Raw genomic sequence first — 13,285 nt, forward strand, 5'->3', positions numbered from 1 at the left:
TTATTTATTAACAAATATACACACCATTTATGTGGATTTTAAGTACCGTTTTGCTTCTTATCTTTTTCGGAAGCGCCTGGATTGGCAGCAGAAAATTATTTTTTATTGACCGACTTACGCCTCCACTGGTACTCAACTCTCTTCTGGGCCTGCTCGCATTTTTCACCTTATTAATTATTGCCAACTCATTTGGTCTCTTTCCTCAAACCGTAGCAGCACCTTTTATGATGGGCGTATATACCGTTATCGGTGGATTCTTCTTTGGTTATGCGTTTCGTCTTTATAAAGAGCGAACCAAAGCAGGAAATATACTGTACCAAAATCGTTCTTTCTGGATTGATCACGCTCCAAACCTGCTTGCGGCAGCTATCATAGTATTTGGGCTCTATCGTACTTCAATTCTGATTGACCTGCCAGTTACCGGAATTCGTATCACTTCGGGTCTTTCGCTTATTGGATTTGGACTTTCTACATGGACTCTGAAACCGGTTCCTGAGTTCAGGACTGACAGTGTTCTCATACTGGATCGAAGCATCTCATGGCCTGATGTGGTTTCCTGGCACTGGCAAAGTGAAGAGGTTTTAGCAATTGAGTTTATGGCAGGTTCAGTTGATCATGTGAAACGGATCAAGCAGTTTACCACCGCAGTATCGGCTGCAGACAGGAAAGAGGTAGAAATGGTTTTAAAGTCAAAAATGGATGATTTTGCCGACGAACGGCGGGAGAAATTATTCAATGGTGAAAAAACGAACCATTAAGTATACTCTGAATCCGAACTATGCAGTATAGTAACAACATAGTCCGTTTCAGTTCAAATATTTATTCAGAGTTTGCTCTATTGATTTTTCATCATTTCACTTGCCATGATGAAGAGAGGCTGGTTTTCAAATCTGTGATAAAATGGACGCAGCCTATCTGTGTTATAATGCTTCTCTACATCCACCAGCTTCTTGCGACTGGTCACAATTTCAATCGGGATATTGCTGTATCGTCCATTGCTTAAAACCACAAGACGACCTGATACTCCTTCCAAAATCAGATCCAGGGCAAGATTCCCAAAAGCCATAGGCGCGATAGAATCGATCGAATCGGGATCGCCGCCACGCACCATATAACCAAGTTTCTGGTTTACGGTACGAATCTCCCGTCCTTTATTAAATTTTGGTGAAATCCTTTGCAGCTCTTCCGATACAAGATCTCCGATTCCACCCAGTTTCTTATGACCAAAAGCATCGGCGCGATTGTCTTCGAACACCATTTCACCGCCCTCAAACATGGCCCCTTCTGAAATGAGCACCATAGAATATTTACTTGGATTGGCATTACGATCTTCCACAAGAAGCTCTGTCAAATGTTCCATATTAAACTTATACTCGGGAATCACACAGCGGTGAGCAGCGCCTGCCAAAGTGGGCAGCATTGCGGTAAAGCCCGCATAGCGTCCAAAAACCTCCATTACAAGAAAACGCTCATGTGAACCAGCCGGGGTGCGCAGATTGTTTGCGAGTTGAATAGTACGGGTTACACACGTACTAAATCCTATACAATAGTCCGTGCCCGGAACATCGTTATCCATGGTTTTAGGGATGGCAACAACTTTCACCCCCTCTTCGTGGAGCCTTACACCATAACTAAGCGTATCATCACCTCCAATGGGTATTAGCGTATCAATACCCAGATAGTCAAGATTTTTCAGCACCTCAGAAGTGAGATCATTCACATCATCCGAAAATTTATCCATTAGATGTTCAGGCACGTTCTCCTTCGACACCTTGCTGGGATTGGTTCGTGAAGTGTGCAGAAATGTACCTCCTGTGCGTCCGGCCCGGTTTACGATATCTTTGGTCAAATCAATGTAGTTATTGCTATTATCCGCATCTTTGTCCCGGATGATATCGATCATTCCGCCCCAGCCTCGACGAATTCCTATTACCTTATAACCTTCGCGAAGTGCCCGAATGGTTACTGCGCGGATTGCAGGGTTGAGTCCGGGAACATCACCTCCTCCCGTTAATATTCCAAGCACTTTTTTGCCACTATTGATATTTGCCATAACTAAAGAATTATTAATTAATGCCTTCTTGTGAATAATTAGAATACCAATAATTTACAAATTTTGTACTGCAATCATACATATCAACTGCACTGCAGATACAAAAGTGCAGGTTTATAATGGCGAAAGTGTTCATTGACTGAAAACCATTCACTATTAGATTAGCTTTCACCTATTCAACAAACCTTAAAACACCGCGCTGTTGCGTTAGTGACTTGAACACGGCAACAATTAAACTGAACGATGATCAACCATAATACACCGATTTTTGATGTAGGTAAGACCACTCTCTTCAGATCTTTTTTTAGAAGAGTCGGTACCAACATCAAGTTGAGTCCAGATGATGGGTTTCTGGCCACTCCTATCTGCCCATTCGATAATCTCGATGACGGTTTCGTCCGTATACTTTTTGTTTCTGAAAATGTTCATTATATCCACATTTATATTTTCAGGTATCTCATCAATAGACGGGTAGCTTTTTAATCCAAAAACCTCTGTTTCATTTGGGTTTACAGGTATCACAGTAAACCCCTGATCAATGAGGTATTTAGTGATATGATTGCTCGTTCTGTATGGATTGGAAGAACAGCCAATAACAGCTATGGTCTCTGCTGTATCAAAAAGTTCTTTGAGGTTGGGTTGATCGGTGCCGAATAGGATGCTCAAATTCTTAATTCTGCATTAAAATGGTTATATTTAGGTCATACAACATAATAATTAAAAATAAATACAAAACATTTTGTCAAAAGTAAAAGAAGGAGATACCGTAAAAGTTCATTACACCGGCACATTGACTGACGGTACGGTATTTGATACATCAGCAGAACGAGAACCTTTAGAATTTACATTGGGTCAGGGCCAGTTGATTCCGGGCTTTGAAAAAGCCGTAGTTGGAATGAATGTTGGCGATTCAACAGAAGTAGAAATTCCAAGTGATGATGCTTACGGAGAATCAAGAGAAGATTTAGTGATCTCCGTACCAAAAGATCAACTTCCGGATGATGTTGAACCGCAAGTTGGAATGCAGCTTCAGGTAAATCAGCAGGACGGACAACCGATTCCAGTTCGTATCACAGAAGTTGGAGACGAAAACCTGACATTGGATGCCAATCATCCACTAGCAGGCCAGGACCTGAAATTTGAAATTGAATTGGTAGAAGTTGCCGATTAATTTCATTTTGTAATAAATTTAAAACCCGATCTGATTACTTCGTTGTATATCTGATCGGGTTTTTTTATTTGAGAAACACTTCCCCTCTTGAGAGGGGATAGGTTCGAAAGAAAACGCGAAGCGTTATTCTGGAGAACAAGGGGTGTGTACCGATTGCCGAACTCTGATTCTTTTAATGAGTCGGACTGAGTAATGAGTAATAAGTTATTCTCTGCCAACAATAAACACAAATTAGTGAAAACACACCCCTGACAACTACGTTGAACACTTCGTTGCCTGTCCCCTCTCAAGAGGGGAGGCACGACTTTTCAACCTGTTTACAGCTTTTAATTTCCACACCAAGACATTCAAAAATGGCCGATTTTAACAAGAAAAGTACCGTAAGTATCACCTGCCCTCTTGGACTCGCTACACTCCTTGAAAAAGAAGTACGTGAATTGGGTTTTCAGCCAATATCTACACGAAAAACAGGTGTGGAAGTTGAGGCATCTCTAAACGACTGCATTCTGCTCAATTTTTGGTTAAGAACGGCACACCGTGTTCACTACCTGATGGAAGAGAAATCGATTCATTCGCCAGACCAGCTTCGAAACTGGCTAAAAAAAATCCCATGGGAAAACTGGATTTCTGAAGATGGTTACTTTTCTGTTACCTCACGAGTAGATCATACCACAATCGATAATGATCAGTTTGCCAATCTGGTAGTAAAAGATGCGGTTGTGGACCGCATTCGTTTTAAAACTGAGTCCCGTCCCGATACAGGTTCAAATCTGAATGACACGGTCCTTTTCCTATTCTGGAACCGGCAAGGAGCAAGAATTTTTCTTGACACATCGGGTGAATCACTCTCCCGAAGAAATTACCGATCAGCATCAGTGGCGGCTCCCATGCAGGAAACCCTGGCATCAGCTATTGTACAATCTACCCGATGGAAGCCGGGTCAGGAACATTTCATCAATCCGATGACAGGTAGTGGAACGATTGCTATTGAAGCCGTTATGCTGGCACTAAACAGAGCTCCCGCTTCGCTTCGTAACAATTTCGGTTTTATGCATATTCTGGGCTACGACGAATCATACTACCAGCAAGTACGGGATGAAGCCAAAAAGAAAGCTGTAAAAGATTTAGAAGGAAAGTTTATTGCAACAGACCAGGATCCGCGAGCGATTATGGCAGCTAAAAAAAATGCAAAAACGGCCGGTGTAGATCACCTCATTGAGTTTGAGACCTGCGAGTACGACCAAACGCCCATACCGGATGGAGATGGCGTTGTGGTTTTCAATCCACCCTATGGTATGCGATTGGAAGACAACACTGATTTACGGCCGCTTTACAAGGGAATCGGTGACTTCATGAAACAGGATTGCCCCGGCAAAACAGGTTATGTTTTTACTGCAAATATGGCTCTGGCTAAAAAAGTTGGGTTACGTGCCAAATCAAGAACTACGCTATTTAATTCCACCCTTGAGTGCAAACTTTTTGAATACGAGCTGTACAAGGGAAGTAAAAAATAAAGCATTACCCGAACCACAACGGGCACGAGGTGTTGCACAAAGTTCACAATGTGAGAACTTTGTATACATTCAGGTTTTTTGCTAATTCAAAGCCTTAACAATCGTTACACCGTCGCGAAGCGGTAACATCAGTTGCTCTACTTCTTTGTCATCCCGAATGATTTCATTCATCTCATGGATAGCCTCTGCCTTTCGGTTCTTCCGATTCAGCACATCCCCATCCCACAAAACGTTATCAATAACAATGAGTCCCCCGGCATTGATTTTCTCTTTAGCAAGCCGATAGTATTTCGGGTAGTTCACTTTATCCGCATCGAGAAAGATCAGGTCAAATGTGCCATCCAAGCTTGGAATAATTTCTAGTGCATTTCCCAATTTCTGTATGATTTTTGTTCGGTAAGGCTCTCTTAAAAAAAACGGTTCAGATATTCTATTGTAGTGTTCGTTCATTTCGCAAGTGATCAACTCCCCACCATCCGGAAGTGCCTGCGCCATCATGATGGCCGAATAACCCGTAAATGTCCCCACTTCCAGAATTCGTTTGGCTCCGGAAATTGACACAAGCATTTTCAGCAGCATTCCGGTCTGCCGACCACTTAGCATATCTATATACTCCAGATCTTCATCCGATGCCTCTACCAGTTCCTTGATGATATCTGGTTCCTCAGAGGTGAACGATTCCGTGTATTCCGCAATTTGTTTGTTCGTGATCTCCATGTACCTTAAACTCTTAATTATATCAGAAGTTAATTTTGTGTTTGATTATGAATAGCCCCCTTCGAAGGGGGAAGTGATCCTGATGTAAGTCAGGTGAACAGGGGGATGAACACCCCTCGCCCCGACAAAATACAGTCGGAACACTCCCCTCAAGGGGAGATGATTCAAAAACTCAATCCTCATCCAAACATGTTTCCTTTATCAACGTGAACAGATCATCTACAGATTTTATACCGTCTAACGAATCAAAGTGGTTTATCTCCATATTTGATCTCTATGTTCGTAATCTTTTCTGGCGACGATTCAAAAATATCGCGATTGATCAACAGTACCAACCCGGAGAGGATAGTAAAACCATTTACTACCTAAACCACACCTCTTGGTGGGACGGTCTGATTCCATTCCTCTTAAATCAAAAATTGTTTAAACAAAATGCCCGTGCTATAATGGAAGACAAGCAGATGAGGCAACACAAGTTTTTTAGCAAAATCGGCGCTTTTTCTGTCAATTTAAGTGAACCTCGAGCTGCACTTAAATCACTCCGCTATGCCGTAGATTCTATGAAGCGCGACAATTCCAGTCTGTTCATATATCCTGAGGGGAAAATTGTCCCATTTTCAACTCTAAAACCTGAATTTCAAAAAGGCTTGGGATGGATTGCCAGTCGCACTCCCGGTTCAGATATTGTACCGATCGGGATTTATATTCACACAGCCCGTCATGATAAGCCGGAGCTTAATATAAAAATAGGCCCTCCGGTTACGTTCAATTCCGATACCCCCTCTGAGGATCTTTCAATTCAATTCGAAAAGAATATGCAACAGGTTTTAATCGATTTACAGAAGAAGGCTCACTCTAATCCCGGGCAATTTACAGCGATTTAATTTCCCCTTATCTATTCTTAATCAAATCATTGCAGTAAGACTTAAATACAAATCTCTGTAAAAAAGTATTAACTTTGTGCTCTCCAATTTTATGTTTTTTGAATTTGGTGCATTTTAAGTGACCAAGAAAATATTTGATTTAGAACTTCTTCCATGAGTGAAATACAACCGAGCGTCAGTTATAGTTTTACCATCCGCATGGCCATCGAAAACAAACCCGGTATGCTCGCCAAAGTATTAAATGTTATTGCAGAGCACCGCGGTGATCCGGGAGGTGTCGACGTTGTAGCTGTTGAGGGGAAATTTAAAGTCCGGGATATTACGGTTAGTGCACGCGATGCACGACACTCTCGTGAAATTGTTGAGGCAGTAAAGCTTATAGATGGAATTGAAGTTCGATACGTCTCCGACCGTGTTTTTCTGCTCCACATCAACGGTAAAATAAGTATCAAAAATAAAGTCCCGGTAGACACCCGTGATACACTTTCCATGGCCTATACTCCCGGTGTAGCTCGTATCTGTAAAGCCATTGCCCGCGACAAGGATAATGTGCACTCTCTCACCATTAAGCAGAACTCCATTGCAGTAGTAACGGATGGCACCGCCGTGCTCGGACTTGGTGATATCGGTCCAGAAGCGGCTATGCCTGTGATGGAGGGTAAAGCGATGCTTTTTAAAGAGTTTGCTGATATTGATGCCTATCCAATCTGCCTGAGCACTAAAAGTGCAGATGAAATTGTCCAAACGGTAAAAAATATCTCACCGGGATTTGGCGGAATTAATCTGGAGGATATAGGTGCACCAAAATGTTTTGAGATTGAACATCGACTCAAGGAAGAGCTGGATATACCTGTATTTCACGATGACCAGCACGGAACAGCTGTGGTTGCATTGGCCGCCACAATCAATGCGCTTAAGGTCGTAGGTAAGAGCCTTCAAGATATTCGTGTTGTGGTTGTAGGAATTGGAGCAGCAGGAAGTGCCATCAGCCGAATACTGCTTGAAGCCGGTGTTAAAGAACTGCTGCCTGTTGATATCGACGGTATCCTGAATAGGGACGATACCGATCATCTCGATGAGAATAAAAAATGGGTTGCTGAGAACGCGAATCAACAGAAGTTAACAGGCGGATTACTGGATGCTACAAAAGGAGCCGATCTGATCATCGGAGTAAGTGGCCCTGACACAATTCCGGTTGAGGCTGTTGAACAGATGGCTGAGGATGCAATCATTTTTGCCATGGCCAATCCCGACCCTGAAATCCGACCTGAGAAAATTCAGGGTAAGGCCAGAATCATCGCCACCGGACGAAGCGACTACCCCAATCAGATTAATAACGTATTGGCATTTCCCGGAATATTCAGAGGAGCACTGGATGCCAGGGCATCAGATATCAACGAAGAGATGAAGCTGGCCGCCGCCTATGCCATTGCGAACTGTATAGGTGAGGATGAGGTTGGAGAAGAATACATTATTCCAAGTGTTTTCAACAAAAAAGTAGTACGGGAAGTGGCTAAAGCTGTTAAGGAAGCCGCATTTGAAAGTGGGGTTGCAAAAAGAACTCCCTAGTCTAGAGAGAAATTGGAATACGTATGTGGACAATTATTTAGATACATCCAGACGTTTACCTTCCAGGTTACTCTTGAATGCTAGTTCTATGAGGTAAATAGCAAAAGCAGCGTCGTTCGGGTCAACCGGCAGTTCCCCTTCCCCATTGATTGCGGCCGCCATATCCCAATAAAATATGGAATAGTTCCCAAACGCGATTTTTTCTTTCTCTTCAATCATTTTACCGTCTACCCATTTATATAGGGTTCCCCATGAGCTATTCGCATCAGAACTTCTATCTGATGAATCAGGTGTCTTACCCTCTTTTAAATTCTGTTCCTGTGGATCCAGGCCGAATGTAACAAATGCTCCTTCCGTTCCTCTCACTGTAAATCTGGGTGATGGATCCGCGACCAAAACCCCGGATTTCAGTTTTACCTTAAGGTTCGGGTAGTGCAAATCCAGTTCAAAATAATCGTCTGTTACTCCGTCTCGTTGTTCACGTATATCTGCATAAATTTGATCCGGCTTACCAAAAATCTGAATAGACTGATCAATCAAATGAGGTCCCAAGTCATATAAAACACCGCTTCCCGGCTGACTCGATTCTCTCCATGCATCTTCCTGAATCTGGTTTCGAAACCGGTTGAATGTAGAAACTACCTCCACTGTTTCTCCTACTTTCCGATCTTTGATCAACTTTTTCACCGTCATAAAATCACCATCCCAACGGCGATTTTGAAAAACAGACAGTTTCAGATCCAAATCATCAGCTAGGCGTATCAGCTTATTGGCTTCCTCAAAAGTAATCGTGAACGGTTTGTCAATTACAACATGCTTTCCTGCACTTAATGCTTCTCTCGCCATAGAAAAGTGAAGGTGATTAGGCGTTGTGATAATCAAAAGCTCTGTTTTATCGTCCTTCAATATTTCTTTGAAACTTCTGAACACTTCAACGTCCGGATGTTGCCGAATGGCATCATCACTGTTGCGCTCTACCACACTATAAAAATTTAAACCTTCTACAGCATTAATCAGCGGCGCATGAAAAATTTGAGCTGATTTTCCATAGCCTACAATTCCTGTGTTAATACTCATATTGTTTCAACTATTTGATTTGAGCTTGATGCCCGTTTTATTGATCGTCTATGTTTGAAAACTGTACCTGATTCACTTAGACAAGTTAAAAGGAAGCTTTACAAAGTCAATTGAGTTAGAGTAACTAAGGCTATTTAATGAGATAAAAACAGTTTAACTCACTCAATCTCAACCCATCAAATAAAAAAAAGGCGCAGTACTAATAAGTTCTGCGCCTCTTCTGGGGTCATCAATAAATCTATTATTCTCAACTCAGCTATTTAATTCATCTATCCATTCATTGAATTGGTTGGATACGGAATCATACACATTATCAGCTTCTGTCTTAATTCTATCCCATGAATCTTTTGATGCATCTTCAACATTATCAATAGTCTTTTCCAACTCTGACCGGTCATCCCTAAGTTCCTGATAGGCCTCTTCAACGTCTTCGCTAACATCGTCACCGTCTTCTTCAATACGTTCTCCAAGCTCATCTATCTTTGCGTCCAGATCATCTCTCAAATTCTCCAGATTATTCACCATCTCTTGTTGTTCCTGCTCAAAATTCTGAGACTTCTGATCATTATTTTCGTCACCGCAGGAACTGAGTAAAAATAAACCAAGTATTGCAGTTACTGCTATGAGACTTATTTGCTTAATAATTTTCATATATAAAACGTGAATTTTTTAGAAAATTAAATTATCTATTCTTTTATAACTGATTGTGCTGTTTAATGTTCCAATGATTATAAATCATAAAAAGATGTCCCGAAACCTTTATCTATCTCACTGTTTTGCATTCATCTACCGAAATCTTTAACGTCCACAGCATAAGTTTTCACAAAGTCGATTATATGACACGATATTCTACAATCGTCACATTCTTACTATTCCTGTTTCTATCATCAGATCTCATTGCCAGGCAATCGAATGTTAAAATCGAAGTACAAAGAAATAATCGGGATGCATACACCTTTTACGCCACGAATCAATCCCCATCTCCGTTTATTGTAACCATCGACTTTAGCACATTGACAAATCTTCGGGCAAGCACATCCCTACCCTATTCAAGAAATGTATCAAGTGGAAGATCGCGCTTATTCAAGCTCAGCAAAGAGATGGGCAATCTACAGACCAACTACCGTTATCGATATAGAACCCATACCGGCTGTCTGGATACTGAACCCGATGATATTGAATATCTTTTGCCATATCCGGAAGGTGTAAAAGCCCGATCCGGTGAATTGAGTTATGTTTATGAGCGGCTGAGACATGACGCACCGGAAGACTGGTACTCCATTGTTTTTTATATGGAAGGTGAATCGATGATTCACGCGGCAAGAAAAGGAACCGTCATATCCATTCGTGATGGGGACAATTCAACCCATGAGGGACTTGTCTATTCAAGTGACCGAAATTATGTGGTTGTTGCGCAGGACGATTGTACATTTGCACGGTATTCAGTTTTTAGGGATGACAAGATATTTGTTGATGTAGGTGATACGGTTTATCCCGGAGAACCTCTGGGTGAGATGGCAGGTGAAGAGTTTGGATTTGGTAATCAAATTCGCTTACTCATCTACTACAGAAATGACGAATCTGTGACATTCAACCGGGAAGATTCTGAAGGGATACACAACTGGCACTATGTAAAACCAAAATTCAGAACAAACAGCGGAAAATCACAAATTCCTGAAGCCGGCATGGAGTACATGAGTATTCATCCGGAAGACGTTATAACCGATGAAATGGGCCGCAGGGAACGCCGACGGTGGAGACGAAGTAATTAATACCGGTATTTCAAAACTGCTAGTCCAAATATTTAAATTTCAAATTCCCGTCAGCACGCTCCAAGCGGGAAGACGGATACTTTAAGTTTCAATACGGTACTAAAAAATGAAATATATAATTCTATTACTCTTAACAGCTTTTACTTTCGTTGCATGTGAGTCTGATTCAAGCCAACCCGATGATCAAAATCGTCAAACCGAGGTATCGGCATCTATCTTTGGTATTAACTGGATTTTGACTGAACTCAATGGAGAGCCCGTTTCCGAGGTAGAAACAAGTGAATCGATTCCCACAATCCAATTTGATGAGAGTGAAAATCGATTGTACGGCAGAGGCGGTTGCAATCAGTACAACGGTGGTTTTGAGTTGGATGCGGAGTCCGGAGAAGCAGATTTCAGTCAGATTGCCGCTACAAAAATGGCTTGCCCGGATATGGATCTGGAGAACCTCTATTTCTCAATGCTGAATGAAGTGGAACGAATGGAGCAAAGTTCGCAGATTCTGAAGTTTTATAACAGTAGCGGAGAGACTATTGCTCTGTTTGAAAGTATGGAAAATTGAAAGTTCTAAACACTCGTGGCACGACTTGGAGTCGTGCCACGAGTACATGAACTCAATCTTTTTTAAACCACCCGTCAGACCGCTTGGAGCGGTCTGACGGATAATCTCAATCACTACGCTCAACACAAGCCACCGCACACTTCTCTCCATCCATCGCTGCAGATATAATCCCACCTGCATATCCTGCTCCCTCTCCGCAGGGATAGAGACCCTTTACTCGCACATGTTGAAATGTCTTCCAATCGCGCGGAATTCGTACCGGTGAGGAAGTACGCGACTCCGGTGCGTGAACCACAGCTTCATTTGTCAGGTATCCCTTCATCGATTGATCAAACTTTTTGAAACCCCGAACCAGTGCATTGTGGATAAAATCGGGCAGAACTTCACTCAGCTCTACGGATTTTATTCCCGGAGCATAGGATGTATTGGGCAGATCAGCCGAGAGCTTTCTATCCACAAAATCGACCAGGCGCTGTGCCGGTGCGGTCTGAGTTTTTCCGCCCATCTCCCACGCCCTCTGTTCAATCGATTTTTGGAACTCCATTGCAGCTAATGGACCATGCTCGGCAAACGGTACAAAATCCTCTTCACGAAGTTCTACAACAATTCCTGAATTTGCTGTAGCCCGTGCCCTTCTGGACGAAGACCAGCCGTTGGTTACGATCTCCCCCGGTTTTGTGGCACAAGGAGCAATCACTCCACCCGGACACATACAGAATGAGTACACACCACGATCATCCACCTGCTTGGCGATACTGTAGGGTGATGGCGGCAGATAGTCATTGCGCACATCACAGCTGTACTGTATCGAGTCGATCAGGGATTGCTGATGTTCCACCCTCACTCCGATTGCCAGCGGCTTGAGCTCAATCTCAACGCCTTTCCGGTGAAGCAGCTCAAAAATATCCCTTGCCGAGTGTCCGGTTGCCAATATCACCTGATCAGCCTTGAAAATATCTCCCGACAGTGTTTTCACCCCTTTCATCTGATCTCCCTCGATGATGAAATCTGTCACACGGGTATTAAAATGGATCTCCCCACCGTGATCCAGAATACATTCTCGCATCTTTTCTATGATGGGAGGCAACTTGTTGGTTCCTATGTGTGGATGAGCATCCACCATGATATTTCTCACCGCTCCAAAGCCGACCAACAGACGTAAGATCCGGTCAACATCCCCACGCTTCTTGGATCGCGTGTAGAGCTTTCCGTCCGAGTACGTTCCGGCTCCGCCCTCACCAAAACAGTAGTTGGAATCCTCATTCACAATATGCTTCACGTTGATTCCCTTCAGATCCTGAATTCGCTCTTTCACATCCTTCCCACGTTCGAGGACAATCGGTTTCTTACCCAGTTCAATAAGCTTCAGAGCGGCAAAGAGTCCGGCCGGACCCATTCCCACAATGATCACTTCCTCTTCATTCCCAACGTGTGGATAGTCCGGCAAAGTTATCGGCTCCTCCCGGTACTCTTGACCAATGTAGACATTCACCTTCAGGTTGATGATCACATCCTTCTGCCGTGCATCGATGGATCGTTTAAGTACTTCAATGTGGTTTATTTCGTCCATAGGAATATTCTTCTCTTGAGAAAGAAATCTTTCCATCAGCTCAGGCTTTGCAGCGGTCTCAGGATTAACTCGTAACTGGTACTTTTTAATCATTGGATTGGTTTTGTGCGGTTTGAGAAATGAAAATAGGAATAAATACGCACGATCCCGATGGTGGAATTTAGATTCCCGTCAGATCGATTCCCACGGTCAGATGTGTTAATAAAGGATAGACTGACACTTTAGTTTATCGCGGGGATAAATCCCGCGCTAGTGTGTTAAACCCCGGCAGGGGTTTTCTGTAAATAGTCCCGGGTCGAGTATAACGAAACCCGGGGTAAAGGGAGGACAATTGATTCGCGCCGAACAGAGAGATTAAGTTAAATAATCAAATAAAGATGAGGCGTCTATTTAATC

Annotated in this window: 13 protein-coding genes; 7 read left to right on the forward strand and 6 right to left on the reverse strand. The window is 42.8% G+C overall.

Features of this window, described 5'->3' with window-relative positions; genetic code table 11:
• Positions 1–29 precede the first annotated feature (29 nt).
• Positions 30–758: a hypothetical protein gene (locus tag ACESM0_RS03545; RefSeq protein ID WP_372903708.1), complete on the forward strand. Its 729-nt coding sequence runs from the start codon at positions 30–32 to the stop codon at positions 756–758.
• A 77-nt stretch (positions 759–835) separates the two neighbouring features.
• Here the strand turns inward: ACESM0_RS03545 and ACESM0_RS03550 are convergent, their stop codons facing one another.
• The gene (locus tag ACESM0_RS03550) at positions 836–2,053 is read right to left on the reverse strand and encodes a 6-phosphofructokinase (protein ID WP_372903710.1); all 1,218 of its coding nucleotides are present in this window, start codon (positions 2,051–2,053) and stop codon (positions 836–838) included.
• A 231-nt stretch (positions 2,054–2,284) separates the two neighbouring features.
• Entirely contained in the window at positions 2,285–2,719 is a 435-nt protein-coding gene (locus ACESM0_RS03555; RefSeq protein WP_372903712.1) for a CoA-binding protein, read from the reverse strand.
• Between the two features lie 73 nt (positions 2,720–2,792).
• Here ACESM0_RS03555 and ACESM0_RS03560 point away from each other — a divergent pair, with 73 nt between their 5' ends.
• Together ACESM0_RS03560 and ACESM0_RS03565 are read left to right on the forward strand one after the other, a co-directional pair.
• Positions 2,793–3,224, forward strand: a complete 432-nt coding sequence (locus ACESM0_RS03560; RefSeq protein ID WP_372903714.1) for a peptidylprolyl isomerase — start codon at positions 2,793–2,795, stop codon at positions 3,222–3,224.
• Positions 3,225–3,577: 353 nt separating this feature from the next.
• Positions 3,578–4,738 (forward strand): class I SAM-dependent RNA methyltransferase, encoded by a 1,161-nt coding sequence (locus ACESM0_RS03565; RefSeq protein ID WP_372903716.1) that lies wholly within the window; start codon positions 3,578–3,580, stop codon positions 4,736–4,738.
• 81 nt (positions 4,739–4,819) lie between these two features.
• Here the strand turns inward: ACESM0_RS03565 and ACESM0_RS03570 are convergent, their stop codons facing one another.
• Entirely contained in the window at positions 4,820–5,455 is a 636-nt protein-coding gene (locus tag ACESM0_RS03570; protein WP_372903718.1) for an O-methyltransferase, read from the reverse strand.
• Between the two features lie 206 nt (positions 5,456–5,661).
• Between ACESM0_RS03570 and ACESM0_RS03575 the strand changes: the two genes are divergently transcribed.
• Both ACESM0_RS03575 and ACESM0_RS03580 read left to right on the forward strand, forming a co-directional pair.
• On the forward strand, positions 5,662–6,339 hold the full coding sequence (locus tag ACESM0_RS03575; RefSeq protein WP_372903720.1) for a lysophospholipid acyltransferase family protein: 678 nt from the start codon (positions 5,662–5,664) through the stop codon (positions 6,337–6,339).
• Positions 6,340–6,492: 153 nt separating this feature from the next.
• On the forward strand, positions 6,493–7,908 hold the full coding sequence (locus ACESM0_RS03580) for an NAD-dependent malic enzyme (protein ID WP_372903722.1): 1,416 nt from the start codon (positions 6,493–6,495) through the stop codon (positions 7,906–7,908).
• Between the two features lie 33 nt (positions 7,909–7,941).
• On the opposite strand, the gene ACESM0_RS03585 is transcribed toward ACESM0_RS03580, so the two are convergent.
• Complete coding sequence (locus ACESM0_RS03585; protein WP_372903723.1) at positions 7,942–8,985, reverse strand: Gfo/Idh/MocA family oxidoreductase; 1,044 nt, start codon at positions 8,983–8,985, stop codon at positions 7,942–7,944.
• A gap of 252 nt (positions 8,986–9,237) precedes the next feature.
• Positions 9,238–9,636, reverse strand: coding sequence for a hypothetical protein (locus tag ACESM0_RS03590; protein ID WP_372903725.1), 399 nt, complete (start codon positions 9,634–9,636; stop codon positions 9,238–9,240).
• Between the two features lie 185 nt (positions 9,637–9,821).
• Here ACESM0_RS03590 and ACESM0_RS03595 point away from each other — a divergent pair, with 185 nt between their 5' ends.
• Entirely contained in the window at positions 9,822–10,757 is a 936-nt protein-coding gene (locus ACESM0_RS03595) for a hypothetical protein (protein ID WP_372903727.1), read from the forward strand.
• 106 nt (positions 10,758–10,863) lie between these two features.
• The gene (locus ACESM0_RS03600) at positions 10,864–11,319 is read left to right on the forward strand and encodes an META domain-containing protein (protein ID WP_372903729.1); all 456 of its coding nucleotides are present in this window, start codon (positions 10,864–10,866) and stop codon (positions 11,317–11,319) included.
• A gap of 106 nt (positions 11,320–11,425) precedes the next feature.
• Here ACESM0_RS03600 and ACESM0_RS03605 read toward each other — a convergent pair whose 3' ends face one another.
• A complete protein-coding gene (locus ACESM0_RS03605) occupies positions 11,426–12,982 on the reverse strand; it encodes an NAD(P)/FAD-dependent oxidoreductase (RefSeq protein WP_372903731.1) in 1,557 nt (518 codons plus the stop codon).
• Between the last annotated feature and the right edge of the window lie 303 nt (positions 12,983–13,285).

Source organism: Rhodohalobacter sp., from assembly GCF_041686455.1.
In the GTDB taxonomy this organism is placed as follows: Bacteria; Bacteroidota; Rhodothermia; order Balneolales; family Balneolaceae; genus Rhodohalobacter.